26 protein-coding genes and 1 pseudogene are annotated in these 25528 nt (G+C 71.0%); 7 read left to right on the top strand and 20 right to left on the bottom strand.

The window, feature by feature from the left end:
* Window positions 1–268 precede the first annotated feature (268 nt).
* Together AB0M88_RS07875 and AB0M88_RS07870 are read right to left on the bottom strand one after the other, a co-directional pair.
* Complete coding sequence (locus AB0M88_RS07875; RefSeq protein ID WP_364097107.1) at window positions 269–478, bottom strand: zinc ribbon domain-containing protein; 210 nt, start codon at window positions 476–478, stop codon at window positions 269–271.
* Window positions 479–541: 63 nt separating this feature from the next.
* A complete protein-coding gene (locus tag AB0M88_RS07870; RefSeq protein ID WP_364097104.1) occupies window positions 542–1498 on the bottom strand; it encodes a hypothetical protein in 957 nt (318 codons plus the stop codon).
* Window positions 1499–1634: 136 nt separating this feature from the next.
* On the opposite strand from AB0M88_RS07870, the gene AB0M88_RS07865 reads away from it, so the two are divergent.
* Together AB0M88_RS07865 and AB0M88_RS07860 are read left to right on the top strand one after the other, a co-directional pair.
* Window positions 1635–2522 carry a murein transglycosylase gene (locus AB0M88_RS07865; protein ID WP_364097101.1) on the top strand — a complete coding sequence of 296 codons (888 nt, stop codon included), beginning with the start codon at window positions 1635–1637 and terminating at the stop codon, window positions 2520–2522.
* A gap of 89 nt (window positions 2523–2611) precedes the next feature.
* Window positions 2612–3628, top strand: coding sequence for a GNAT family N-acetyltransferase (locus tag AB0M88_RS07860; RefSeq protein WP_364097098.1), 1017 nt, complete (start codon window positions 2612–2614; stop codon window positions 3626–3628).
* Here the strand turns inward: AB0M88_RS07860 and hemB are convergent.
* The 8 genes from hemB to AB0M88_RS07820 form a co-directional block, all read right to left on the bottom strand.
* The gene (hemB, locus tag AB0M88_RS07855) at window positions 3621–4607 is read right to left on the bottom strand and encodes a porphobilinogen synthase (protein WP_364097095.1); all 987 of its coding nucleotides are present in this window, start codon (window positions 4605–4607) and stop codon (window positions 3621–3623) included. The two genes, AB0M88_RS07860 and hemB, sit on opposite strands and share 8 nt — an antisense overlap.
* Before the next feature lie 16 nt (window positions 4608–4623).
* Window positions 4624–6210, bottom strand: a complete 1587-nt coding sequence (locus tag AB0M88_RS07850; protein ID WP_364097092.1) for a uroporphyrinogen-III synthase — start codon at window positions 6208–6210, stop codon at window positions 4624–4626.
* A complete protein-coding gene (gene hemC / locus AB0M88_RS07845; protein WP_364097089.1) occupies window positions 6207–7136 on the bottom strand; it encodes a hydroxymethylbilane synthase in 930 nt (309 codons plus the stop codon). Before hemC ends, AB0M88_RS07850 begins: the two co-directional genes overlap by 4 nt.
* Window positions 7133–8422, bottom strand: a complete 1290-nt coding sequence (locus tag AB0M88_RS07840) for a glutamyl-tRNA reductase (protein WP_364097086.1) — start codon at window positions 8420–8422, stop codon at window positions 7133–7135. Before AB0M88_RS07840 ends, hemC begins: the two co-directional genes overlap by 4 nt.
* The gene (locus AB0M88_RS07835) at window positions 8419–9156 is read right to left on the bottom strand and encodes a redox-sensing transcriptional repressor Rex (protein ID WP_364097083.1); all 738 of its coding nucleotides are present in this window, start codon (window positions 9154–9156) and stop codon (window positions 8419–8421) included. The genes AB0M88_RS07840 and AB0M88_RS07835 overlap by 4 nt, the downstream gene beginning before the upstream one ends.
* Before the next feature lie 201 nt (window positions 9157–9357).
* The gene (locus tag AB0M88_RS07830) at window positions 9358–9999 is read right to left on the bottom strand and encodes an HAD hydrolase-like protein (protein WP_364097080.1); all 642 of its coding nucleotides are present in this window, start codon (window positions 9997–9999) and stop codon (window positions 9358–9360) included.
* 10 nt (window positions 10000–10009) lie between these two features.
* The gene (locus tag AB0M88_RS07825) at window positions 10010–10261 is read right to left on the bottom strand and encodes a glutaredoxin family protein (RefSeq protein WP_364097077.1); all 252 of its coding nucleotides are present in this window, start codon (window positions 10259–10261) and stop codon (window positions 10010–10012) included.
* Window positions 10258–11802, bottom strand: a complete 1545-nt coding sequence (locus tag AB0M88_RS07820; protein ID WP_364097074.1) for an AMP-binding protein — start codon at window positions 11800–11802, stop codon at window positions 10258–10260. Before AB0M88_RS07820 ends, AB0M88_RS07825 begins: the two co-directional genes overlap by 4 nt.
* A 380-nt stretch (window positions 11803–12182) precedes the next feature.
* On the opposite strand from AB0M88_RS07820, the gene AB0M88_RS07815 reads away from it, so the two are divergent.
* On the top strand, window positions 12183–13112 hold the full coding sequence (locus AB0M88_RS07815) for an ECF subfamily RNA polymerase sigma factor, BldN family (protein ID WP_364097071.1): 930 nt from the start codon (window positions 12183–12185) through the stop codon (window positions 13110–13112).
* A 181-nt stretch (window positions 13113–13293) separates the two neighbouring features.
* Complete coding sequence (locus AB0M88_RS07810) at window positions 13294–14529, top strand: DUF5667 domain-containing protein (RefSeq protein WP_364097068.1); 1236 nt, start codon at window positions 13294–13296, stop codon at window positions 14527–14529.
* A 119-nt stretch (window positions 14530–14648) separates the two neighbouring features.
* Here the strand turns inward: AB0M88_RS07810 and AB0M88_RS07805 are convergent, their stop codons facing one another.
* The 5 genes and pseudogenes from AB0M88_RS07805 to AB0M88_RS07785 all read right to left on the bottom strand — a co-directional run bounded on the left by AB0M88_RS07805 (window position 14649) and on the right by AB0M88_RS07785 (window position 18547).
* Window positions 14649–15638 carry a lysophospholipid acyltransferase family protein gene (locus tag AB0M88_RS07805; protein ID WP_364097065.1) on the bottom strand — a complete coding sequence of 330 codons (990 nt, stop codon included), beginning with the start codon at window positions 15636–15638 and terminating at the stop codon, window positions 14649–14651.
* A 101-nt stretch (window positions 15639–15739) separates the two neighbouring features.
* Window positions 15740–16786 (bottom strand): annotated as a pseudogene (locus AB0M88_RS07800) (NAD-dependent epimerase/dehydratase family protein); the annotation flags it as partial.
* A gap of 135 nt (window positions 16787–16921) precedes the next feature.
* Entirely contained in the window at window positions 16922–17023 is a 102-nt protein-coding gene (locus AB0M88_RS07795; RefSeq protein WP_007465623.1) for an AURKAIP1/COX24 domain-containing protein, read from the bottom strand.
* A 208-nt stretch (window positions 17024–17231) separates the two neighbouring features.
* Window positions 17232–17441, bottom strand: a complete 210-nt coding sequence (locus tag AB0M88_RS07790; protein WP_364097062.1) for a helix-turn-helix domain-containing protein — start codon at window positions 17439–17441, stop codon at window positions 17232–17234.
* 185 nt (window positions 17442–17626) lie between these two features.
* Window positions 17627–18547 (bottom strand): proline dehydrogenase family protein, encoded by a 921-nt coding sequence (locus tag AB0M88_RS07785; RefSeq protein WP_364097059.1) that lies wholly within the window; start codon window positions 18545–18547, stop codon window positions 17627–17629.
* Window positions 18548–18661: 114 nt separating this feature from the next.
* Between AB0M88_RS07785 and AB0M88_RS07780 the strand changes: the two genes are divergently transcribed.
* Window positions 18662–19195 (top strand): CGNR zinc finger domain-containing protein, encoded by a 534-nt coding sequence (locus AB0M88_RS07780; protein WP_364097056.1) that lies wholly within the window; start codon window positions 18662–18664, stop codon window positions 19193–19195.
* 8 nt (window positions 19196–19203) lie between these two features.
* Here the strand turns inward: AB0M88_RS07780 and AB0M88_RS07775 are convergent, their stop codons facing one another.
* Window positions 19204–20013 carry a sugar phosphate isomerase/epimerase gene (locus AB0M88_RS07775; protein ID WP_364097053.1) on the bottom strand — a complete coding sequence of 270 codons (810 nt, stop codon included), beginning with the start codon at window positions 20011–20013 and terminating at the stop codon, window positions 19204–19206.
* Window positions 20014–20124: 111 nt separating this feature from the next.
* Between AB0M88_RS07775 and AB0M88_RS07770 the strand changes: the two genes are divergently transcribed.
* The gene (locus AB0M88_RS07770; protein ID WP_364097050.1) at window positions 20125–21003 is read left to right on the top strand and encodes a hypothetical protein; all 879 of its coding nucleotides are present in this window, start codon (window positions 20125–20127) and stop codon (window positions 21001–21003) included.
* Window positions 21004–21093: 90 nt separating this feature from the next.
* Here AB0M88_RS07770 and AB0M88_RS07765 read toward each other — a convergent pair whose 3' ends face one another.
* Genes AB0M88_RS07765 through AB0M88_RS07750 form a run of 4 tightly spaced genes read right to left on the bottom strand, consistent with a single transcriptional unit; the run spans window position 21094 to window position 24620 of the window.
* Window positions 21094–22335 (bottom strand): cellulose binding domain-containing protein, encoded by a 1242-nt coding sequence (locus tag AB0M88_RS07765; RefSeq protein ID WP_364097047.1) that lies wholly within the window; start codon window positions 22333–22335, stop codon window positions 21094–21096.
* Window positions 22299–22514 carry a hypothetical protein gene (locus AB0M88_RS07760; RefSeq protein WP_364097044.1) on the bottom strand — a complete coding sequence of 72 codons (216 nt, stop codon included), beginning with the start codon at window positions 22512–22514 and terminating at the stop codon, window positions 22299–22301. Before AB0M88_RS07760 ends, AB0M88_RS07765 begins: the two co-directional genes overlap by 37 nt.
* A 38-nt stretch (window positions 22515–22552) precedes the next feature.
* Complete coding sequence (locus tag AB0M88_RS07755; RefSeq protein ID WP_364097041.1) at window positions 22553–23236, bottom strand: response regulator transcription factor; 684 nt, start codon at window positions 23234–23236, stop codon at window positions 22553–22555.
* Between the two features lie 31 nt (window positions 23237–23267).
* A complete protein-coding gene (locus AB0M88_RS07750; protein WP_364097038.1) occupies window positions 23268–24620 on the bottom strand; it encodes an ATP-binding protein in 1353 nt (450 codons plus the stop codon).
* Between the two features lie 198 nt (window positions 24621–24818).
* On the opposite strand from AB0M88_RS07750, the gene phoU reads away from it, so the two are divergent.
* Window positions 24819–25472 carry a phosphate signaling complex protein PhoU gene (gene phoU / locus AB0M88_RS07745; RefSeq protein WP_364097035.1) on the top strand — a complete coding sequence of 218 codons (654 nt, stop codon included), beginning with the start codon at window positions 24819–24821 and terminating at the stop codon, window positions 25470–25472.
* Window positions 25473–25528: the final 56 nt, after the last annotated feature.

The raw sequence follows: 25528 nt of genomic DNA, 5'->3' as shown, positions 1-25528 counted from the left end.
CGCCACGGCCGACCCCTGACGAAGGACACTCCGTAGAAGTCATCGACGTTCTCGTACGGCACTACGCGTGACGTAACGAAAAGGATGAAGCGCAGTTGCGCTGCAGTTGGTCAGATTGGGTCGACCGTTCGGGTGTACCCGCAAGAGGTCGCGGCGCGGCGGCGTCCGATGTGGGGCCGGCTGTGATCGTCCGAGGGGTTTGCGATCACGGCTGAGTAATCACGCGGCGACCGAGCGCTGCCGCCCGCTGTAACGCAGATCTCAGCTTTCAGCTGCAACCGCAGGCGCCGCCGCAGCAGCCACCGCCACTCGGGGGCCCGCCTTGAGATCGGCTGCCTCCCACCGAGACAGTGGACAGCAGCTTCACCGTGTCGTCGTGACCCGCCGGACAGGCCGCCGGCGCGGATGCCTCGCGCATCGGGCGGTTGACCTCGAAGGTGTCGCCGCAGGCGCGGCAGCGGAACTCGTAGCGCGGCATTGCCACAGCGTAAGCCCATGCCGGTGGGTGCCGGGAGTCCGGTGCGCCAAGGTCACTCGCAGGTTATCCACAGGCTTCGAACGGGCCGGGGCCGGGCGTGCCGGGGTTGGGTAGTGTCATCCGCGTGGCAGAGCGGCAATCGACACCGGCTGACGGCTTCGAGCTGCGCGCGGCGGTGCCCCACCAGGCCGGGCCGCTCGGCAGCTCGGGCGCGGCGCCCGAGGGCCACCAGCGGCCGGCGGCCGGCGCGAAGCCCGCTCCGATTCCTGCCCAAAGGGATTCATCCGGCAAGTCCGACGAAGCGGACGGCGCTCGGCCGGCAGCACCCTCGGGTGACGCCACCCCGGCCGGGCCTGATTCGACCGCCCGCGGCGGGACGGCCGGCGGGCCGGCGACCAGCGCGCTTCCCGGCAGCCCGGCCGCCTCGGCCGGGGGTAACAAGGCGACGGACGACGATGCGGCTACCGCGATAACCGATAACTCGGCGGCAGGTGCCCCCACGGGCTCGGCTCCCGAGCCCGACGCGACCACCGCCACGCCGAGCACGGCAGGCGCGACCGAGAACCCTCGCGCCGCCGCGACGCCCGACGCGACCGGCGTCACGCCCAGCACGGCGGGCAACGCTGGCGCCGCCGAAACGCCCGGCGCGGCCACCGCCACGCCCAGCACGGCGGACACGACCAAGAACCCTCGCGCCGCCGAAACGCGCGGCGCGACCGGAGCGACACCCAGCACAGCGGGCACGGCCGAAAACTCGGGCGCCGCCGAAACGCCCGGCGCGACCGCCGGCACGCCCAGCACAGCGCGCGCCGCGACCGAAGCCACGTCCCCCGCCGCGGGAACGGCCGAAAACACCGGCGCCGCCCAGTCGCCCGGCACAGCCGGCGCCGCCACTGCGGCGGGCACTCCTACTGCTCCGACAAGCGTCACCGAGGTCGCCGACGGCTCGGCGGCAGCCACCGCCACCGGTGCGACAGCCGCCGACAAGCCCGAGAGCGCAGCGGCGGCCGCGAGCGCCACCCCAACAGCCACAGGCGCCGCCCCAGCGACCGCAGGCGCCACCCCAACAGGCGCAGGCGCCACCCCGGCGGCCGTGGGCGCCACCCTGGCGACGAAGCGGCGGCGGAATCCCGTCAGGGCCACGGGGCGGGGCCTCGTGCGGGGCGCGCGGGCGACCGCCGCCTGGACCAGGCGGCCCGCCGGGCGGCTGATCATTCCGGCTGTCGTGGTGCTGGTGCTGGTCGGTGGGGCGATCGCGGCCGGGGCCTATTACGTACCCGAGAAGCTCAAGGCGTCGCCCGCCGCGAGCGCCACGCCGAACTTCGGGGCCGGCGCCGCGGCGCCGGCCCCGTCCGCGAGCCAGCCCGGCACCTTCCCCACCGATCCGCTGGCGACCGGCACGCTGCCGACCCAGCCGGCGGCCGGGGGCCTCATCACGACGCAGCCGCCGGTCGTCGACGGCAGCACCGGGCATCCGGCCGACGTGCTGGCCGGCTGGGCGCAGCAGACCGGCACCCGGGTCGGCATCCCGGTGGTCGCGACCGAGGCGTACGGCTATGCCGAGCTGGTCCTCACCCGCACGATGCCCAGTTGTCACCTGAGCTGGACCACTCTGGCCGCGATCGCCGAGGTCGAGTCCAACCACGGGCTCTTCCAGAAGTCGGTCCTCGGTGCCGACGGCACGGTCACGCCGCCGATCTACGGTCTGCCGCTCGACGGGCAGGGCGGCCGGCAGCGGATCGCGGACACCGACCGTGGGGTGATCGACGGCGACCCGACCTATGACCGGGCGGTCGGCCCGCTGCAGTTCATCCCGTCGACGTGGGAGAAATACAAGGTGGACGCCGATAACAGCGGTGTCGCCGACCCACAGAACATCAACGATGCGTCACTGACCGCGGGGATTTATCTGTGCCAGGGCGGCCGCGACCTGTCCAAGCCGGACGCCTGGTACGCCGCGATCTTCTCCTACAACGCGGTCCAGCCGTATGCCGAGAAGGTGTTCCAGACCGCTAATGAATACGGCCAGAAGAGCCGGGCCTGAGGTCCGCGTCCGCCACCGACCGTGACCGTCCCTATACATTTACGTTCGGACCACTTCCCTGAAAGTGCTTCTACCGGCAAGCTGTACGGGTGAGGGTGCGTGAATGGGATCCCCGGGCAGCGTCGGCGGGGGAGATCCGATCGCTCGTCGAGACCATCAATACGGTCTTGGCCACCGATCTCCCCGACGATCCACCGTGGCAGGACGTGCAGGTCCGGGAATACCTGGCCGAGACCGTACCGGGTGAGCGCCGCATCTGTTGGGTGGCCGAGGACGATCGCCTCCCCGAGGGGGAGAGCGAGATCTTCGCCCACGTGAGCGTCCTGCTGCTCGGCGACATCGGCGTTCTCGAGGTGCTGGTGCGCCCCGATCTGCGCCGCCGCGGGCTGGGCCGGCAGCTGGTCGCGGTCGCGGCCCGCCGGGCCTATCTGGAGGGTTTCTCGACCATCGGCGTGGAGGCGATCGGCGGCACCCCGGCGATCGGCTTCTACGAGGCTCTCGGCTTCGAGCGCGAATATGTCGAGACCCGCAGCGTGCTCACGCTGTCCGCGGTGGACTGGAGCTCGCTGCACGAGATGGCCGACGGGATCGCCCCCGGCTACCGGGTCGAATATCTTCCGGGTGGGCCGCCCGACGAGATGCTGGAGGCGTACGCCGAGGCCAAGCTCGAGGCGGACGACGACGAGGACCTCGATCTGGCCCCGCGCTCGTCCGACCCGCAGCGGCTCCGCGACTCGCTCGACACGCTGCACAAGCGCGGCCTGAAGCCGTACATCGTGCTGGCGACCCACGAGTCGACCGGGGTGGTGGCCGGGCTGACCGAGGTGGTCGTGCCGGCGCAGCACCCCGAGCGCGCCGATCAGTACGACACGATCGTCGTGCGGGACCACCGGGGTTTCGGCATCGACCGAGCGCTCAAGGCGCGCATGCTGTTCGAGCTGAAGAAGGCCGAGCCGGGTCTGCGCGAGGTGCAGACGTGGAACGCGCACAACAACGAGTCGATGCTCAAGGTCAATGCCGAGCTGGGTTACCTGCCCGACCGCGACTGGTTCGAGTACGGCGCGGACGTCGCCCAGCTGGTGCAGAGTCTGGAAACGATCATCTGAAGCGGAGCAGGCGGGCGGCCTCGGTCGCCCAGTAGGTCAGGGTGATCTGCGCGCCCGCCCGTTTGATCGAGGTGAGCGTCTCCAGCATGACCCGTTCCCGGTCGATCCAGCCGTTGGCCGCGGCCGCCTCGACCATCGCGTACTCCCCCGACACCTGGTAGGCGGCGACCGGGATGGTGACCCGGTCCCGCGCCGCGGCGATCACGTCGAGGTAGGGCAGGGCGGGCTTGACCATGACGATGTCGGCGCCTTCGGCCACGTCGAGGTCGATCTCGCGCAGCGCTTCCCGGATGTTCGGCGGGTCCTGCTGGTATTGCCGGCGGTCGCCTTCGAGGGTCGACTCGACCGCCTCGCGGAACGGGCCGTAGAACGCGCCGGCGAACTTCGCCGCGTAGGCGAGCACCGAAACGTCCTGGTAACCCGCTTTGTCCAGCGCGCGACGAATCACGCCGATCTGGCCGTCCATCATGCCCGACGGCCCGACCATGTGCGCTCCGGCGGCGGCCTGCGCGACCGCCATCTCGGCGTAGATCGCGAGGGTCGCGTCGTTGTCGACCGACCCGTCGGCGGCCAGCACCCCACAGTGACCGTGCGACGTGAACTCGTCCAGGCACAGGTCGCCCATCACCACGGAGCTGTCGCCGACCTCGGCGATCAAATCGCGGATGCCGACGTTCAGGATGCCGTCCGGGTCGAGGCCGGCCGAGCCGGTCTCGTCCTTGTGCTCGTTCATGGGCACGCCGAACAGCATCAGCCCACCGACGCCCGCCGAAACGGCCTCGCGGGCGGCCTTGCGCAGCGACTCGCGCGAGTGCTGCACGACGCCGGGCAGGGAGCTGATCGGCCGCGGCTCGGTCAGCCCCTCCTTCAGGAAGAGGGGCAGGACGAGCTCGGCCGGGGAGACACGGGTCTCCTCGACGAGCCGCCGCATCGCGGGGGTGCGGCGGAGACGACGGGGTCGGACATCCGGAAAGGACATGAGGGGGTCCTAAAGATCAGCGGAAGCGGAGAGCGGTCGGTCCCTGAACCTTCGAGCCACGCCGCTGCTTGGCCGGCATGGCGGCCAGCTTCTCGCGCAGCTCGATGGCGTACGACGCGAGCGCCTCGACCAGGTCGGGCACCGAGGACTGCTGGGGCTGGACGTCGACCCGCAGACCGAACTCGGTCGCCGTCTCGGCGGTCTTGGGCCCGATCACCGCGACGACCGTGCGGGCGTGCGGCTTGCCGGCGATGCCGACCAGGTTGCGTACGGTCGAGGACGAGGTGAAGAGCACCGCGTCGAAGCCGCCCGACTTGATGGCGTCGCGGATCTCGGCCGGCGGCGGCGCCGCGCGCACCGTCCGGTACGCCGTCACGTCGTCGACCTCCCACCCGCGCTCGATGAGCCCGGCGGCCAGGGTCTCGGTCGCGATGTCGGCCCGCGGCAGCAGCACGCGCCCGACCGGGTCGAGGATCTCGTCGTGGGGCGAGAACTCGGCCAGCAGGCCCTCGCTGGACTGGTCGCCGGCCGGGACGAGCTCGGGCTGGATGCCGAACGAGCGTACGGCGTTGGCCGTCGCCTCGCCGATGCACGCGATCTTGACGCCGCCGAAGTGCCGGGCGTCGAGGCCGTGCTCGTCGAACTTCTCCCAGACCGCGCGAACCGCGTTGACCGAGGTGAAGACGACCCAGGCGTACCGCCCGTCGACCAGGCCCTTGACCGCGCGCTCCATCTGGGCCGGGGTGCGGGGCGGCTCGACGGCGATGGTCGGCACCTCGCACGGGATCGCCCCGTACGCCCGCAGGCGCGCGCTCATCGCGCCGGCCTGCTCCTTGGTGCGGGGAACCAGCACCTTCCAGCCGTAGAGCGGCCGGTTTTCCCACCAGCTCATGCTGTCGCGGGAGCCGACGTCGGAGCCGACCGTCAGCACGACCCGGCCGGTGAAGCCGAGCGCGGCCGCGACGAAGCTGTCGACGGTCGAGGTGGTCGTGTATTGAGTTTCGCCGGTGCCGTCGCCGGTCACGCCGACCGCGATGCCGGGCTCGACCCCGGAGGCGAGCAGGCCGTCCCGGACCGCGGCCAGGTCACCCGCGTCGACCGCGACCGCAAAGCTGCCCTTGAGGGCGGCCGTGGCGAGCGCGTCGAAGTCGAGGGCGGCCACGTCGTCGACGTCGGCGGTGATCCGCACGCCGGGCAGCGGGACGCCGGCGTAGGTGGCGACGCCCTCGGCCTGGCCGAGGCCGGGCACGACCTCGAAGTGGACCGCGGTGCGGGCGATCGCCTGCACCTCCTTGACCACGGCGTCGTGGCCGAACGGGTCGCCGGCCACCAGGTGCACGGCGGACAGGCCGCTCTTGGCGGCGGACAGCAGCACGTTGGCGACGTCGCCGGGCGCGCCCTCGGCCGGGCTGAACTGCGCGTCGGCCTTGGCTTCGGCCCGGATCGCGGCCAGCAGCGACTCGGGCACGCTGCGGTCGAAGACCACCTGGTCGGCGTCGGTGAGCGCGGCGTGCGCGCGGCGGGTGAGCAGCTCGGGGTCGCCGGGTCCGGCACCGACGAACGCGATGCGTCCGGCCGGCTTGCGAGCGGTGCGGGTGGTCATGATGTGCTCCCCATCAGGGTATCGGCGCCGGCGTCGAGGAGGTCGGCGGCGAGTGCTTTGCCGATCTCCGCCGCGCCGGCGGGCGTTCCGGTGCGCGAGAGCCGGATGGCTCCTGCCCCATCGGGGCTGATCACCGCACCGCGCAGGTAGATCTCGTCACCGTCCTCGCCTTCGGCGAATTCGGCGTATGCCGCGACCGGGGCGGAGCATCCGGCCTCGAGCGTGGCGAGCATCGCCCGTTCCGCCACGACGGCGGCCCGGGACGATGCGTGGTCGAGCGTGGCGAGGAGCTCGACCAGGTCTGTGTCACTGGACCGGCACTCGACCGCCAGCGCACCCTGGGCCGGGGCGGGCAGCATGAGCATCGGATCCAGCGTTTCGGTGATCTCGGCCGCGCGGCCGAGACGGGCCACACCGGCCCGGGCGAGAACGACGGCGTCGAGATCGGCCTCGGGGCCATGCACCCGGGCGATGCGGCTGTCGACGTTCCCGCGGATCGGCGTGACCTGCAACTGTAGGCCCAACGCCCGCAGTTGCGCGATTCGGCGCACCGCGCCCGTGCCGATCATCGTGCCGGGCGGGAGCCCGGCCAGCCCCTGGCCGTCCCGGGTGATCAGGGCGTCACGCGGGTCCTCGCGGGGCGGCACGGCCGCGATGTGCAGCCGCGGGTGCTCGGCGCTGGGCAGGTCTTTGTAGGAGTGCACGGCGAAATCGATCTCACCGGCGAGCAGCGCGTCACGCAGCGCCGAGATGAAGACACCGACGCCGAGCTGGGTGACCGGCGCCGAGGAGCGGTCGCCCGAGGTGACGATGCGGATCAGCTCGACCGGACGGCCGGTGGCCGCGGTCAGCGCGTCGGCGGTCTGCTGCGACTGGGCCAGTGCGAGGGCACTGCCGCGGGTGCCGAGGCGAAGGGGGGCGCTCACGCTTGTCCTCCGATCTCCGGTACGGCGTCTGCCTGCGTGGCGTGTGGAACGTCGAGGTCGAACAGCTCCCGCAGCAGGGCCGCGTATTGATCGCCGCCCGGCTCGGCGGCGAGCTGGCGCACCCGGACGGTCGGCGAGTGCAGCAGCTGCTGAACGACCCGGTGCAGAGTACGGGAAACATCGCCGCGCTGCTCATCCGTGAAATCGGGCCGGCGCGACCACAGCTTGCGCAGCTCGGCCGTGACCACGTCGTCGGCCCGGTTGCGCAGCGCGGCCACGGTCGGGGCGATGTCGGTGCCGCGCAGCCAGCCCAGGAAGTGGTCGACCTCGCCGGCGACGATCTGCTCGACGGCCGCGGTCTCGGCGGCGGCCGGCATCGCGCGGCGGTGCGCGGCCAGGCTGTCGATGTCGATCACGGTCACGCCGGCGACGCCGGTCGCGTCGGGGGCCACGTCGCGGGGCACCGCCAGGTCGAGCACGACCAGCGGGGCGGCCGCCTCGAGGCGGGCCCGGGTGAGCACCGGCTCGGTGGCGGCGGTGGCCGAGACGACCAGGTCGACCTCGCGCAGGGCGGCGTCGAGGTCGTGGAACGGAACCGCGGTCGCGCCGTACGCCTCGGCCAGCCGGTCGGCCCGGGCCGCGCTGCGGTTGGTGACGCGCAGCGGTCCGACGCCGGCCCGGGTCAGCGTGGCGACCGACAGCGCGCCCATCGCGCCGGCCCCGATGACCAGCGCCGACTTGCCGTCGAGGGTGCCCAGGTGGGACTCGGCGACCTCGAGCGCGGCGGTGACCACGCTCTGGCCGGCCTTGTCGATGCCGGTCTCGGAGTGGGCCCGCTTGCCGACCCGCAGGGCCTGCTGCATGAGCTCGTGCATGAGGCGGCCGGCGCTGTCGACCTCGGTTGCCGCGTGGTAGGCGTCGCGCAGCTGGCCGAGGATCTGGGCCTCGCCGACGACCATCGAGTCGAGCCCGGCCGACACCCGGAACGAGTGGCGCACCGCCGCCTCGTCGTAGTGCACGTAGAGGTGGCCGGCCAGCTCGGACGCCGGGATCCCGGACTCCGCCGACAGCACGCTGCAGATGTCGCCGAGCCCGCCGTGGAAGCCGCTGACCGCGGCATAGATCTCCACCCGGTTGCAGGTGGACAGAACGACGGCCTCGCCCACGAACGGCTGGGCGACCAGTTTCTGCAGCAGCTCGGGCACCTCGTCGGCGGCGATGGTGAGCCGCTCCAGGGTCCCGACGTCGGCGGTGCGGTAGGACGCACCGACGCTGAGTAGGTTCACGACCCGACCGCCTCCTGGCCTATTTCCTCCGAGCGACCACCGGGCAACGCGGTCAGCGAGGCTTTGCGGTGCTCGTGGAAGGAGAGAATCTGCAGCTCGATCGCGAGATCGACCTTCCGCACGTCGACGTTGGCGGGCACCGCCAGCACGCAGGGAGCGAAGTTGAGGATGCTGGTCACTCCCGCGGCGACCAGGTCGTCGGCCACCGCCTGGGCAGCGCCGGCGGGGGTGGCGATGACCCCGATCGCGATGGATTCCTCGACCGCCGCCGTGGGTAGTTCGTCGATGTGCCGCACGACCAGACCGTGTATGCGCTCGCCGACCTTGGCCGGGTCGGCGTCGAACAGCGCCACGATCTTGAAGCCCCGGCTGGCGAACCCGTCGTATCCGGCGAGGGCGTGACCGAGATTACCGACGCCGACGAGGCAGACCGCCCGGCGCTGGTCGAGACCGAGCACGAACTCGATCTGCTCGATCAGCAGGGCGACGTCGTAGCCGACGCCGCGCGTGCCGTAGGACCCCAGGTGGGAGAGGTCCTTGCGGAGCTTGGCCGAGTTCACCCCCGCGGCCGCGGACAGGCCTTCGCTCGAGACCGTGTCGGCCCCGGTCTCGCCCAGGTTGTGCAGGGCGCGAAGATATTCGGGTAGCCGGGCGATCGTCGCCTCCGGCAGATCGGGAAAGGCCGGCTCCGCGCCGGTGTTGCCGGGCGTGCTTCCGTGACGCTGCTGACTCATCTGACTCCGTGCCGACGAGGTATCTGACCTGCGACGAGCCCTGAGACGCGGTGCCTGCACCGGCTGGACCAGCGGGGCTCTCGAAGGCCCAGAGTAGGCGCTTGTGAAGGCGTGCACAAATCGCGATCTTGACAGGAAGATCCATTTCTGGTTCCTCAGGTCACTATCCGAGTATGCCCACGCGACGGCCGGCGAAGCCAATTACAGAGAGCGCGCGAGAGTTACCGCGTCGACCAGCGAGTCGACCACCGGGCGGCCGGAGGCGCGCAGCCGGGCGGGCGCGGTGAAGCCACCGGTGTAGAGGACCGCTCGGGCGCCGACCGAGTCGGCCGCCGCGGCGTCGTCCAGAGAGTCGCCGATCAGCACCGCCTGCTCGCCCGGGACCCCGAGTTCGGCCAGATGGTTGGCGAGGTGACCGGCCTTGAGGTCACCGCCGACCTCGGTGCGCAGCCCGTCGACCCGGGCGAAGAGACCGGCCAGGCCGTAGGTCTCGACGGCCGGCACCAGCTCCTCGTGGAACCACATGGACAGCAGCGACTGGGTGCCCGGCCATGACTTGATCGCGGTCATCGCGTCGGCGGCCAGGCTCATCGTGGTCAGGCCCACCCGGTAGGCGTCGTGGAAGATCCGGTCGAGCCGGCCGAACTCCTCCTCGTCGACCGCCCGCCCGAGGACCTCGGCGTAGAAATCGGCCACCGGGCGCCGAAACCGGGTGCGGTGCTCGTCGGCGTCGACCGCCCGGCCACCGACCGCCGCGAAGGCGTGGTTGGTCGACGACACCACCAGGCTGAGGTCGTCGAGAAGCGTGCCGTTCCAGTCCCAAACCAGGTGCGTGCGCGTCACGCGAGCCAACTTACAGGCGGGGCTCACCCGGTTGTCGAGCCAGATCCCGGCGAAGACGATCTTCCTCGATCCGCCAGTAGCCGTGTTCTTTTCCGTCCAGCAGCAGCACCGGAACCCGGTCGCCGAAGTCGCGTTCCAGCTCGACCGAGGACTCCACGTCGACCCGCTCCCACTGGCCGGGTGCGATCCGGTCGAGCACCGCCTCGGCGTCGGTGCAGAGATGACAGCCGGGCCGGCTGATCAAAGTCAGACGCGTGGTCATCGCAACTCCCTCTTCCTGACCTTGCCGATGGCGGAGTGGGGAAGCTCACTCACCAACTCGACGGTCGGCCGCTTGAACCGGGCCAGCCGGGTGGCACAGAAACTCTGCAAATCGGTCACGTCGGGCGGCGGGCCGGCTTCCACGACGACGTACGCATGGGGCCGCTGACCCGAATCCGGGTCGTCCACCCCGACCACCGCTGCCTCGACGACCGCGGGATGATCGCCCAGCACCCGTTCGATCTCGGCCGGATAGACGTTGAAGCCGTTCACCAGGATCAACTCGCCCAACCGGTCGACCAGGTGCAGGTCGCCGTCACCGTCGGCATAGGCCACGTCGCCGGTCGGCCACCATCCGTCGGCGCCCGGCCCGTCGCGACCGTCCGGCCAGTAGCCCCGGAACAGGTTGGCTCCGCGCACCACGATCTCGCCGGGATCCGTCCCGGCCGTGCCGGCGACCGAAAGGTCCAGCTCAGCGAGGTCCTCGTCGGGCGAGGCGGTGCCGTCCTCCCACAGCACGACACCGTCCGCCGACCGCAGCCGCAGCGAGACACCGGGCAGCGGCCGGCCGATCGAGCCGGTCTTGCCGCGGTCACTGACCGCGGTCGTGGTGAGCACCGGGGCGGTCTCGGTCAGGCCGTACCCGATCAAGATGTTCTTGCCGGTCGCGGCGGTGAACCGCGCCGCTTCCCCGGGTGGCAGCGGCGCCGCGCCGCACACGGCCGTCCGGAGGCCGCTCAGCGCCGAGCGCGCGTCCGGCTGCCGCGCCCACGCCGAGTACATCTGAGGCACACCGATCGTCACGGTGACCTTCCGCGAGGCGATGAGCGCGAGCGAGGCCGCCGGGTCGAACCGGTCGAGCAGCACCCCGGTCGCCGCATGGTGCGCGACCGCTCCGAGCCCGGTGTTCAACCCGTAAGCGTGAAAGAGGGGCATCGCCAGCAGCACGACGTCGTCCGGGCCGGCCGGCGGAGGCTCGATCGCGTCCAGCTGATCATGGTTGGCGGCCAGCGCCGCGTGCGTCAGCATGGCGCCCTTCGGCCGCCCGCTCGTCCCCGACGTATAGAGCAGGACCGCGAGATCATCGCGGTCGACTCGCGGCAGCGTCGCTGCCGCGGCCTCGAGATCAAGATGTACGCGACGTGACTCCCACGACCGCGGAGCGGCCGCACCGGGCTCCTCGGCGACGATCAGGGCCGCGCCCGAATCGGTGAAGGCGAAGTCGAGTTCGTCCGCCGTGTAGCCCGGGTTGAGCGGCACCGCGACCCGCCCCGCCCGCAGCGTCCCGAAATAGGCCGCCACGAACTCGACGGTGTTGCCGAGCACGATCGCCACCCGGTCGCCGGGCCCGGTCCGCTCGATCATCCCGGCCCCCGCGGCGGACACCCGCGCATCGACATCGGCCCAGCTCAGAGTCGTGTCGCCGGTGATCAGCGCGGCCCCGCCGGGCCGCCGCGCGGCGGCCGTGGCCACCGGGTCGGGGGCGCGTCTCTCGTCGGCCACAGCATCCGCCGCTTTACCGGCCCGGGCGGGTTCCTCCACGAGGCCCGAGTCTGGCACAGATCGTGCCCGATAGGTGGATCGCACAGTCTGTCCGTCGCGCTCGGCCGAATGTCCGGTCATCGTGGCAGAAGTTCGTTGTGTCTCGTCTGAGGCGCTTCGTGCACATTTCGCGGAGCGCACACAGTGTGCGACTCCGTGTGCCCGGGGTCCGTGATACTTCCTGTCTGTGTAACGGACTCCACACCTAAGGGTGAGGTGGGCTCGGTTTTGGCCGCGCCACCCCACCCCTTTTGCTATGAGTGACAACCCCTCGTCCCGAGGAGGCCAGCTGTGCCACAAAAAGCACGGAAATACTGCGTTTCACCGTCTGGCGGGACGGACTCGCAGTCGAACCAGGCCCGCCGGGGTGAGGAGGCGCAGTGAGTCATGTCTACGCCGGAGACCAGTTCCATCGCCGTCCTACCCTCTCCGAGGGCCTGACCGCGCTGCGTGAGTCCGTCGACGGCATGATCGTCAACGCGATCCGGGGAGACAGCCCGAAGCGGACCCACAATCGTCAGCCGGTCAACGAGCGGATGCCGCCGGGCGGCAACGTCAAACCGATCGGCAACGGCGGCCGGGTCTCGCCCTTCCCGCCCGCCCAGCCGGGCCCCGGCCAGCGCAGCAACCTCGGCGAGAGCCCGCTGCCGGGCGAGGTCACCGTGGTCGTCCCGGCGCAGAGCACGAGCGGCCCGCCGACCGAGTCGGAGCCGCCGAAATACCCGGCCCGCCCCGACCCGACCGACGCCGCGGCCGAGGTCTGGGCCCTGGTCGAGCGGGCACAGGCCGGAGACTCCGAGGCGTTCGGGCTGATCTACGACCGCTACATCGACACCGTCTTCCGCTTCGTCTACTTCCGGGTCGGCAACCGGCAGCTGGCCGAGGACCTGACCTCGGACACCTTCCTACGGGCCCTCAAGCGGATCGGCAGCTTCACCTGGCAGGGCCGTGACCTCGGCGCCTGGCTCGTCACCATCGCCCGCAACCTGGTCGCCGACCACTTCAAGTCGGGCCGCTACCGGCTCGAGGTCACCACGGGCGACGTGCTCGACGCCGACCGCGAGGACCGGGGCCCGGAAGGCAGCCCGGAGTCGGCCGTGGTCGACCACATCACCAACGTTGCCCTGCTGACCGCGGTCAAGCAGCTCAACCCGGAGCAGCAGGAGTGCATCGTGCTCCGGTTCCTCCAGGGCTTCTCGGTCGCCGAGACGGCCCAGACCATGGGCAAGAACGAGGGCGCGATCAAGGCGCTGCAGTACCGGGCGGTCCGAGCGCTGGCCCGGTTGCTGCCCGAAGGGTTCCAGTGGTGACCCGGGCGTCCCGCAAGTCGATCTCCGATACCCGATACCGGCCCCGTCGTCCCGTAACCGGGTGCGCGTGTCGCGCGTTTGTCCGGGTGCGACCCCGGACGGCCCTACCGGCCACCGGTTTTGTCGCCCCCGTCGGCGACATCGCCGACGACACCGACACGAGCGAGGGGAGGTGCCCACGGTGAACTTCGACTTCCTGGACCGGCGGAGCGCCGAGCGCTTCGCGGAACTTCTCGACGAGAGCAGCGGCGGCCGCCGGCACCACACCACTCATGGCGCGGGCGACGAGCAGCTCGCTGAGCTGGTCGCCATCGGCAGCGGCCTGTCCGCGGCCCGGCCCGGGGTCTCGGTTGACTCCGAGTTCCGCGTCGGCCTGCGAGCCATGCTGGTCGCCACGGCCGAACGAGACGGCATCGGCCGTACCGCAACGGCGGACGACCACGAGGCCGCGACGGCAGTTCAGACCGCCGTACCCATCAAGAGCGGATCCCGGTTCGCGGTGCTCGGCCTCGGTGGCCGGCGCATCCGGGCCCGGGGGGCGATCGTGATCGGCGTAGCCGCCGGCGCGATGGCCGTCTCCGGAATCTCCGCGGCGAGCGAGAACGCGGCGCCCGGCGACGCCCTGTACGGCGTCAAGCGCTCGGCCGAACGGGCCCAGCTGGCGATGGCCGGCTCGGACGTCACGCGCGGCCAGCTGTCACTCGACTTCGCCCGCACCCGGCTCGCCGAGGCGACCGCGCTGCCGGGCGACGACCGGGAATTCGGCGGCGTCCTGAACGACATGGACAACTCGACCCGCAAGGGGGTCAGCCTGCTGACCACCTCGGCGGTCGCCCGGCACGACACCAAACCGCTGACCACGGTCGACACCTTCGCCGCGAGTCAGCAGCGCACGCTGACCCCGGTGCTGAGCCGGCTCAGCGACACCAACCGCACCCGGGCGCTGGCCTCGATCAGCCTGCTCGACGAGGTGCGGCAGCGGGTCGACGACCTGCGCGGCGGGCTGAGCTGCTCCTCGGTCAGCCCGATCGGCACCGACATGCTCGGGCCGAAACTGCACACCTGCGCGACCCAGCCCAACAACGACTCGACCACCAGCCGGCCGAGCGGGCACACCGGCAAACTGAGCGGGCGGGCACCGCAGGAGGACACTCCGGCGCACCCGCGGCGTACGGCTTCACCGGCCGCCAGCGGCGGCACCAGCCGGGCCACCGCCGAGCCGTTCGCCTCGACCAAGGCCGCCACGACGGACGCGGACACCGCGGACGGCGGCGCCGTGCCCGACCTCCTCGCCCCGGGCATCGCACCGAACGGACTGGTGCCGAGCGACGCCGCGATCCCGGCCCCGGCGACCACCGTGGACAAGGGCAGCGGCGTTCTCGGCGGGCTGCTGGGCGGGATCCTGGGCAGCAACTGAAGCGCTGAAAAACCCGGCGCCGACGTGGCGAGGGGCGGTCATCCGGTCCAATACCGGGCCCGCCCCTCGCTCGTCACTATAAGCCGCTCCCCTGTGCCACTCCAGTAGCTTCGGGGCCGTCACAGCCCGAACGGATCGGGGCGCCTCTCCAGCAACTCGTGCAACGTGGCCTGGATCGTCTCGCGCACCTGGTCGGCCAGGTTGTAGACGACCATCGGGTCGTCGGCGTGCTCGCGCAGATGAGCGGTCGGAATCGGCTCGCAGAACTGGATCATCCACTTGCTGGGCAGCGGCACCAGGCCCAGCGGCCCCAGCCACGGAAACGTCGGCGTGACCGGGAAATAGGGGATGCCGAGCAGCCGGGCCAGCGGCTTGACGTCGGCCAGAATCGGGTAGATCTCCTCGGCGCCGACGATCGCCACCGGCACGATCGGGGTGCCGGTGCGCAGGGCCGCCGAGACGAACCCGCCCCGCCCGAAGCGCTGCAGCTTGTAGCGGTCGGCGAACCGCTTGCCGATCCCCTTGAAGCCCTCCGGGAAGACGCCGACCAGGTCGCCCTGGGTCATCAGGCGTTCCGCGTCGGGATTGCAGGCCACGGTCGCACCCGACTTGCGGGCCAGCTCGCTCAGGAACGGCGCCCGGAAGACCAGGTCGGCGCCGAGCAGGCGCAGGTGCCGCTCCTGCGGGTGCTGGTCGCGGACCGCCACGGTCAGCATCAGCGCGTCGAGGGCCAACGTGCCGGAGTGGTTGCCGACGATCAGCCCGCCGCCGTCGGCCGGCACGTGCTCGATGCCGAACACCTCGGTGCGGAACCAGTCGCGATAGAGCACCCGGAGCAGCGGGTGGAAGACGCCGTCGGTCAGTTCGCGGTCGAAGCCGAAGTCGTCGACCTCGTAGGCCCCGGCCAGGCGGCGGCGCAGGAAGGCCAGCGCACCGGCGACCCGCTGGTCCCACACGTCGATCGGATCGGGCTCGGGCTCCGGCTCGGCGAGCGCCGGTACCTCGGGGATCGGACGCCGGCCATTGATCTTTCGCGGGGCGGCCGGCTCGGGCAGCTTGAAGTCGGCGTGGCCGGGCAGCGTCTCGTGGTATTCGTCCTGGCTGCTCACGTCCGCTCGCCTCCCCCGGCCCGCGCGCTGGACCTCTCGCCGGCCGGCGGCGGTTGTTCCGCGGGCTTCTCGGCGGCCGGCTCGGTGGTGGCCGGCTCGGTGGCGGCGGCCCGCACGCGGCGGATGCCGTCGAGGATCGCCCGCTCGGCGGCGACCAGCCGGTCGGCGGTCAGCGACGAGCCGTTGGCGTGGCCGCGGATGAAGTCGTCGAACGCCTCGGCCGTGCTGCGCGGCGTGAAGCCGAACTCGCGTACGAGCTTGGTGGTGTCCACGACTCGACCGTGCACGAAGAGGTCGATCTGGTCCAGGCCGATCTGTCCGACACCGAGGTTGCGGGCCACCGCGGCCACCGTCGACAGCGTGCCCTCCGGTAGCGGCAGCGCGACCCGGCCCGCCCGGCGTACGGCCTGGGACAGCGCGAGCACCCCGGCCCCGGCCACGTTGAAGGTGCCCGGATGGTCCTCGACGACCGACCGGTGCAGGATCTCGAGGGCGTCGTCGACGTGCACGAACTGCAGCCGGGCGTCGCGGCCGAGCACGGTCGGCACCATCGGCTGGGCGAAGTACCGGGTCAGCGTGGTGTTGGCGGTCGAGCTGATGAACGGCGCGAACCGCAGCACGGTCGCGCCGGCCTGCGGACGACGACGCCGGAACCCGCGGACGTAGCCCTCGATGTCGAGGATGTCGCGGGCGAACGAGCCCCGCGGCACCGCCCGGGGCTCGGTGTCCTCGGTGAACACGGCCGGGTCGCGGAACGAGGCGCCGTAGGCCGCGGTGGACGAGCGCACGATGAGCTTGCGCAGGCTCGGAACGCTCTGCGCGGCGGCGAGCATCTGCATGGTGCCGATGACGTTCTGCTCTTTCATCGCCGCGCGGCCGCCGTGCTGCGGATCGGGCGCGCTGGTCACCGCGAGGTGCACGATCGCCTCGGCACGCAGGTCGGCCAAGGCGCCGATGGCCGCGCGCGCGTCGGCCCGGATCAGCTCGACGTCACCCAGCAGGCCGGCGAGGGCCGGGGGCGGCTCGTGCGGATCCAGGCCGATGACACGCTCGACCTGCGGGTCGGCGGCGAGACGCGCGGCCACGCTGGCGCCGAGGAACCGGCTGACTCCGGTGACCACGACGACGCGGGGCGGTGAGGTCACCACAGGTGATGAACCTTCCGATGCTTCCGGATTTCAGCCACGATGCGGCCCTTGCTCAGGCGCAGATCGCTCAAGCACAGGCATGGTGAGACACAGGCAAGTGAGGCGGGAACGGCCGGGCGAGCGCCCGGCCGGCCGTCACTTGCCCAGACGGCGACGCTGGACGCGGGTCTTGCGCAGCAGCTTGCGGTGCTTCTTCTTCGCCATACGCTTGCGGCGCTTCTTGACCACGGAGCCCATACGAAAAGCCTCTCGAACCATGTGGGGTCGAACCCGGGTGTGCCACACGGCACGGTCCGCATTCGATCTGGACGGCGTCCCGGTCATGGCCATCGCTCGCGGGGAGCGGGCATCCGACCGGGAACCAACCGCACCAGCGTACCGGCCTCCGACGTACGAGGCCAAAAGGACCCCGGCAGTCCCACCGGTGGTCTTGCTTACGGCACCGCTAGGCCGTCTGGGAGAAGGCGCCGCGCAGGTACTCGTGGACCGCGTGCTCGGGCACGCGGAAGGACCGGCCGACCCGGACGGCGGTCAGGTCGCCGCCGTGCACCAGCCGATAGACGGTCATCTTGGAGACCCGCATCAGAGCGGCCACCTCGGCGACGGTCAGGAACCGCACCTCGGAGAGCCCCTCGGTCTGGGCTGGACCCGTCATGTCGTTCGCACCGATCCTTTCGCGGGCACGTGCCGCCGCGGCAGGAGATGACGTGCGGCGGGAGCGAAAACGTGCGTGTCATCCGAACGGTATCGATACGGCTGTGACCAACGCGATGCGTTCCGTGAAATGACTCCAAAAAGTCAAGCCCGACACACGAAGAATGTCGGTTTATGACCGAAAATTTATCGCCGCTCGGTCAGCGAACGGACGAGCAGAGTGACGTTGGCCGGCCGCTCGGCGAACCGCCGCATCAGATAGCCGTACCACTGCCGGCCGTACGGCAGATAGACCCGGACGACGTTGCCGCCGGCCGCCAGGCGGGCCTGCTCCTCCGGCCGGACGCCGTGCAGGAACTGGAACTCGTATTCGTCGGCTGCCCGGTCGAACCAGCGGGCCCGGTCCTCGGCGATCGCGATCAGCCGCGGGTCGTGGGTCGCCACCATCGGGTAGCCCTCGCCCGACATCAGAATGTTGAGGCAGCGCACGAACGACTTGTCGACATCGAGAGCATCCTGGAAAGCCACCGACTCGGGCTCCGAATAGGCGCCCTTGCACAGCCGCACCCGTGACCCAGCCGTCGCCAGCTCGCGGCAGTCCCCCTCGGTGCGCCGCAGATGGGCCTGCAGCACGGCGCCCGTCTCCGGGAAATCCTTCCGCAGGTCGAGAAGGATCTCGAGGGTCGAGTCGGTGCTCGCGTGGTCCTCGGCGTCGAGCGTCACGGCCGTGCCCGCCTCGGTGGCCGCCGAGCAGATCTCCGACGCGTACTCAAAAGCGATCTTGTCGTCGAGCCGCCGGCCGACCGCCGAGAGCTTGAGACTGACCTCGGCGGCGGGCGTCAGCCCGGCGCCCTTCAGCCGGCCCAGCAGCGCCACGTATTCGTCCTTGACCGCCCGGGCCTGCTCCGCGGTGGTGGTCTCGGGGTTCAGAAAGTCGACCGTGATCGCCAGACCGTCGTCGGCCAGAGCGCGCACGGCGGTCACGGCCTGGTCGGCGTCGTCCCCGGCGATGAAGCGACGGACCATCGACCGGCTGGCCGGGACGGCGCCGACCAGGCGTTCCAGCCGGGACGAGCCCGCGGCGGCGAGAAACACGGAACGGAGCATGGGGCGAGCGTATCGCCAGAACCTGTCCGATTCGGCGGCACTGTGGGTGCGCCACGGCGCCGGGTGTGCGACCAGCCGGTGTTCGTGTGCGACCGGTGCGGCTACCTTTGTCGAGTGAACTTCGATGCGTACGCCCGCACCGCGGTTGACCTCGTCAACGCGGACATGGACGATCTCGCCGGGCTGCAGGCCGTCTTCGCCGACGACCAGGCCTGGATGCGCGATGAGGTCGTCGAGAAGGACCTCGTGGTCTTCCGCCGGGCCAAGCGCCGGCTGCGCGAGGTTTTCGAGAACGGCACGTCCGGCCGCGACGTCGACGCGGTCAACGAACTCAACTCGCTGCTCGAGGCCTTCCCCGTGCAGCCACGCATCTCGGGCCACGACGCCAGCGACTGGCACATGCACGTGACCAGCCGCGGCTCCTCGGTCAGCGCCGAATACCTCGCCGGAGCGGTGTGGGGACTGTCGGTGTGGCTCTGCGAATACGGCAGCGCCCGGTTCGGCATCTGCGCCGACGAACGCTGCGGCAACGTCTACCTGGACACGTCGTCCAACAACTGCCGGCGCTTCTGCTCCGAACGCTGCGCGACCCGCTCCCACGTGGCGGCGCACCGAGCCCGCAAACGAGCGGCTCTCACCCCGGCCTAGGACAGGCCTTAGACCGACGCCGGGGACTGGGCCGGAGCCAGGTGGCGGCGGGCGAAGGCGAGTGACTCACGCAGGTCGGCCTCGCGGGCGGCGCGGCTCGGCGCCCGCCGGGTCGAGACCTCGAGCGCGACCGAGCCGGTGAAGCCGCGGCCGGCCAGCGAGCGCAGCACCTCGGCGCACGGCTGGCTGCCGCGGCCCGGCACCAGGTGCTCGTCGCGGGCCTCGCCGGTGCCGTCACCCAGATGCACGTGCCGCAGCCCGGAACCCATCTTGGCGGCCATCTCCAGCGAGTCGACGCGAGCGGCCGCGCAATGCGACAGGTCAAGCGTGTACGCGTCGAAGCCCACCTCGGTCGGATCCCACCCCGGGGTGTAGGGCACGAACCAGCGCCCGGCCATCTTCACCGGGAACATGTTTTCGATCGCGAACGTGATGTCCGGATGCTTGGCCTGCACCTTGACCAGCCCGGGAACGAAGTTTCTCGCATAGTCGCGCTGCCAGCTGAACGGCGGGTGCACGACGACGGTCGGGGCGCCGAGCGACTCGGCGAGCTGGGCGGCCCGGTTGAGCCGCTCCCACGGGTCGGGGCTCCAGACACGCTGGGTCACCAGCAGGCACGGGGCGTGCACCGAGAGGACCGGCACGTCATAGTGCTCGGCCAGACCTTTGAGGGCACCGGTGTCCTGGCTGACCCGATCGGTCCAGACCATGACCTCGATCCCGTCGTAACCCACCGTGGCGGCCATCTCGAACGCGGCGGCGGTCGGCTCGGGGAAGACCGACGAGCTGGACAGCAGGACGGGGACACGGGAACTCACGCAGTCAAGGGTAGACCCGTCCGTCTCCACCGCCGTCCCAGCAGGCGGGTAAATGCTGCCATACCGGGCGCCAACAGCATGTACGTCACCTGCACGCGTACGCTGTCGCGAGTGAGTCGCCGTGACCAGATCCGCAGCGCCCGCGCCGCCGCGGCCGCCGCCCGAGCCGACGAGGTCGATCTCGACTTCCCTCGCGAATGGATCGAATTCCTCGACCCCGACGACGAACAGCACCTCGTCCGGGCCGACCTGACCTGGCTGCTGTCCCGCTGGACCTGCGTGTTCGGCTCCGCCTGCCACGGCATCGTGGCCGGCCGGGCTCAGGAGGGCTGCTGCACCCACGGCGCGTTCTTCACCGACGCCGACGACGAGAACCGGGTAAAGGCGGCCACCGCCAAACTGACCCCCGAGACGTGGCAGCACTACCGGCGCGGGTTCAAGAACTACACCGAGATGGACACCATCGACGGCTCGAAACCGGCCCGGCGCACCGCGATCCAGACCGAGGACGGCCCGTGCGTCTTCCTCAACGACCCGGACTTCGTCGGCGGAGGCGGCTGCGCACTGCACGCCCAGGCCCTGCGCGACGGCGTGCACCCACTGACCTACAAGCCGGACGTCTGCTGGCAGCTGCCGGTGCGCCGCGAGCAGGACTGGGTGAAGCGTCCCGACGGCACCAAAATCCTGCAGTCCACCCTGACCGAGTTCGACCGGCGCGGCTGGGGCCCGGGCGGCCACGACCTCGACTGGTGGTGCACGTCGTCCCCGGACGCCCACGTCGGCACCGACTCGATGTACGTGACGTACGGCCCCGAGCTGACCGCGCTGATCGGCGAATCGGCGTACCGGAGGCTGGCCGAACTCTGCGAGGCCCGCATCAAATCGGGCCTGATCGCCATCCACCCCGCCACGGCGAAGGCGGCCGAGCGCGCCCTGCCCCGGGAAATCGGCGGCCGAGAGCCCGCCACGCCGCCGTCCCAGCGCGCTTGACAGCCGAGGCCACGTGTCAACGGCGGGCACGCTCTTCCCGGACCGCTGCGCGAGCGGGTGGCGGCGGTCGTGGGCTCCACCGACGACCACCTAGCCGGCAGTGGGGTTGATGTTGGTCAGGCCGCTGACCGCGTTGGTGACCGTGTTCGAGGTGTAGACGACGTTGAGGTGGCCGGCGCACTTGGACGTCGACGTGACGTCGATCGCCCAGGTGCCGACGTTGCCCAGGTCGGAGACGTTGTCGCGCCAGATGTTGCCGCAGCCGGAGCCGGCCGTAGGGTTGTGGGTCTCGTAGCCGTTGGCGAAGACGCCGGGTGGGGTGAAGGTGCCGATGTTGCCCTGGATCAGGTAGTCGCTGCCCTTCACGTCGACCCACGAGTCGGCCGAGTTCTGGCCGGCTATGCCCTGGCCGTTGAACGTGTTGCCGCGCAGGACGCCGCCGACCGTGCCTTCCTTGACGTCGACGTGTTCGGCGGCGACGTCCGGGCCGATGTGGTTGTTCAGGACCTGGACGCGATCGGAGGCGTCGACGCCGCCGGTGTTGCCGTAGCAGGACCAGTTCGAGTTGGCCGAGCCGAGGTAGACGCCTTCGCCGAAGTCGGGCTGGACCTGGCCGGTGCGTTCGATGCGGGAGTTCTCGATCACGCCGTCGGCTGAGGAGCGGCGGAAGTGGACGCCCTCGTCGCCGATGTCGTGCACGTAGACGCCGTCGATCAGGACGTGCGGGGCGGCGTCGAGCACGATTCCCTTGGACGCGCCGGCGACCGTGAACCCGCTCAGTCGCCAGTAGGCCGCCGCGTACAGCCAAAGGCCGTAACCCGGGTTGAAGCCGGCGGCGGGCGTCGAGCAGCCGGGGTTGGTGCCGGAGGCGCCGGGGTTGGTGATCACCGCCGTGGTGGGGCCGGTGAGGGTGATCGGCGCGGTGGCGGTGCCTGCGGTCCGGGCGAGGAAGGCGCCCGAGTAGGTGCCGGGGGCGAGCCGGATCGTCTGGCCGGGCTGCACGGCGGCGAGGGCCGTGCTGAGCTGGGCCGCGGTCGAGACGTCGACCATGGAGCCGGTGGACGGCGGCAGTGTCGGGGACGTCGGCGGCGGCGAGCCGGGCGGCGGGCTCGACGGTGGGGTGACAACAGATGAGCACGCCACCCCGTTGACCAGGCAGTTCAACGGCAGGCCCAGGTTGGCGGCGTTGAAGCCGAAGCTCGCGGTGCCGCCCGGCGCCACGGTCCCGTTCCACGACAGGCTCGCGAACCGGTAGTGGTTGCCGCTGCTCGTGCGGGTGGCGCTCCATGAGCTGGTCACGGTGGTGCCGGTGGGCAGATCGAACTCGACCACCCAGCTGGTCGCGGCCGCGTCACCGTTGTTCTTGATGGTGACGTCGCGCCGTAGCCGGAGTTCCAGGTCGAGGACGGTACGACCGTGGCGGTGAGAGCCGGGCCGGCGGCGTGGGCGGCCGGCGCGACGAGCAGGGCGCCGCCGAGGACGATCCCGGCGACGAGAAGAGAGCGGGCCATTCAGTAAGTTGAATTTACAGATAGCCCGCTGTCAATCCCTACGGCTCGAACTTGTAGCCGAGGCCCCGGACGGTGACGATGTAGCGCGGCGTCGACGGCTCCGGCTCCACCTTGGAGCGCAGCCGCTTGACGTGCACGTCGAGGGTCTTGGTGTCGCCCACGTAGTCGGCACCCCAGACGCGGTCGATCAGCTGGCCGCGGGTCAGCACCCGGCCGGCGTTGCGCAGCAGCAGTTCGAGCAGCTCGAACTCCTTCAGCGGCAGCTGCACGCCGGCGCCGTCGACCGTGACGACGTGGCGTTCGACGTCCATCCGAACCGGGCCGGCGGCCAGGGTCGGGGTGGCCACCTCGGGGGCGTCGGTGCCCTGACGGCGGAGGACGGCGCGGATGCGGGCGACCAGCTCGCGCGGCGAGTAGGGCTTGGTCACGTAGTCGTCGGCGCCGATCTCCAGACCGACGACCTTGTCGATCTCACTGTCCCGGGCCGTCACCATGATGATCGGGACGGCCGAGCGCTGCCGCAGCTGGCGGCACACTTCGGTGCCGGACATCTCCGGCAGCATGAGGTCGAGCAGCACGATGTCGGCACCGGTCCGGTCGAACTGCGTCAGGGCGGAGGTGCCGGTCGGCGCGACCGAGACCTCGAAGCCTTCCTTGCGCAGCATGTACGACAGGGCGTCGGAGAACGACTCCTCATCCTCGACCACGAGCACGCGGGCCAATGTGGTTCCTTCCATGTTCCGGTTACCGGGGCTAGTGCCCGGCGGCACCGGTTTCGATCTCAATTGCCGTCGGTAACGGCAAAGGGGCTTCCGGGGGACGCGCCGGTAGGCGCAGGGTGAACGTCGAACCGTCGCCCAGCGTGCTGGTCACGTCGACCCGCCCGCCGTGGTTGGTGGCGATGTGCTTGACGATCGCGAGACCGAGGCCGGTCCCGCCGGTCGACCGGGACCGGGCCTGGTCGGCCCGGTAGAACCGTTCGAAGATGCGGTCGATGTCGTGCGCCGCGATGCCGATTCCCTGATCGGCAACGTCGATCTCGATCCAGTCGTCATCCTGACGCAGAGTGATCGAGACCTTGGTGTTCTCCCCGGAGTACGCGATCGCGTTCTCCACCAGGTTGGTCACCGCGGTGGCTACCTGACTGTCACTGCCGTAGACGGTCGAGCCTTTGGGGCCGGCGTAGACGACCTCGATGCCCTTGGCCGACGCGGTGGTGCGGGTGCGGTCGACGACCTCGGCGATCACCCAGTCGATCGGAACCGGTTCGGGCGTCGGCAGCGGCTCGGCGCCCTGGAGCCGGGTGAGCTCGAGCAGCTCGCTGACCAGCCGGCCCATGCGGGCCGACTCGTGGTGGATGCGCTCGGCGAACCGGCGGGCGGCCAGCAGATCCTCGTTCTGCTCCTCGGCGTCCTCGGCCGCGGGCAGTTCGGTGGCGTCGAGCAGGGCCTCGGCCAGCAGCTGGAGCGCGCCGATCGGGGTCTTGAGCTCGTGGCTGACGTTGGCCACGAAGTCGCGGCGGACCCGGGCCAGCCGATGCGACTCGGTGACGTCGGCCGCCTCGACCGCGACGTGCGTGGCATTCAGCGCCACCGCGCGCAGGTGCAGGCCGAGCGGGGCTTGCGCCCCGCCGGCGCGGCCTCGGGGAAGATCGAGCTCGACCTCGCGGCGTACGCCGGTGCGGCGCACCTGCCCGGCGAGCGTACGCAGGATCGGGTGGGCCGCGATCGTGCCCGGCGCACCGCCCGAGCGCAGCAGGCCCATGGCTCGCGCGGCCGGGTTGACCAGCACCGGGTGGTCTTCCGCGTCGAGCACCACGACACCGACGCGCAGCGAGTCGAGGCTGCGGCGTCCCAGCCCCTTCATGCCGTTTTTGCCGTTGTGCGGCTCCCATCCGACCGCCCCGCCCACCGCCCTGGAAAGGCCTGAAGGCTCGTCCTCGTGTTCGATGGCGCGACCCCCCTCGTGCGACCGGCTCTCGGGGCTATGCACCAAAGAGCTGCGCACCGACGCCGGCGATCTGCGTGCGCGGGCGATCAGCACCCCTGCCACCACGCCGATGATGAGCGCAGCCAGGAGTGCCCAACCGACATGCCCCGAGTCCACGCCGCGATCGTAGGGTCATTGTTTACCTGAACCCCAGCTTGATCCGGACATAACGGTCTCGTGTCGAATAATGTTCACCACCGCGCCCGGCGTCGTTCATCCCCGTTCATGTCCGCGCCGTAAGGCACGCTTAGGTTGGACATCAACCAAGGCCGAACCCTGCTCAGGGCACGGCCCCGAGACCCCGGGACGAGAGAAATGCGCGAGGAGTTCCAGGCCGACCTCAATGAGGTCAGCCGCCTGCTGGTAACCATGGCCGAGGCGGTGCGCGCGGCGATGCGCAAGGCCACGACCGCGCTGCTCACCGCCGACCTCAAGGCGGCCGAGGCGGTCATCGAACGCGATGCCGAGGTCGACTCGATCTACGCCCAGGTGGAGACCAAGGTCGCCGACACGATCGCCCGCCAGGCGCCGGTCGCCTCCGACCTCCGCATGGTGATCACCGCCCTGCACATCTCCGCCGACCTCGAGCGGATGGGCGACCTGGCCGAGCACGTGGCCAAGACCGCGAAGCGGCGGCACCCGTCCCCGGCCGTTCCGGCCGAACTGCGCGGGGTCTTCAAGGGCATGGCCGACGTGGCCGACCGCATGGCCGAGAAGATCACGACGGTGCTGGCCGAGGTGAACGCCACCCAGGCGTCCGAGCTCGAGGGCGACGACGACGCCATGGACCAGTTCGAGCGCGACCTGTTCAAGATCCTGCTGAACGACGACTGGCCGTACGGCGCCGAGACCGCGATCGACGGTGCGCTGCTGGGCCGCTTCTACGAGCGCTACGCCGACCACGCGGTCAACATCGGCGAGCAGATGGTCTATCTGGTCACCGGGCAACCGGTGAGCAGCCAGAGCTGAGCCTTTTCTCGAAGAGCTCGCTCGGCTGCGGACAGCGAAGGCCGGGACACCACGGG

Origin of the sequence: Actinoplanes sp. NPDC051411, assembly GCF_040682075.1 — a bacterium.
In the GTDB taxonomy this organism is placed as follows: Bacteria; Actinomycetota; Actinomycetes; order Mycobacteriales; family Micromonosporaceae; genus Actinoplanes.
Note: the sequence above shows the minus strand (reverse complement) of the source record. Positions and strands in the feature narration are given on the sequence as shown.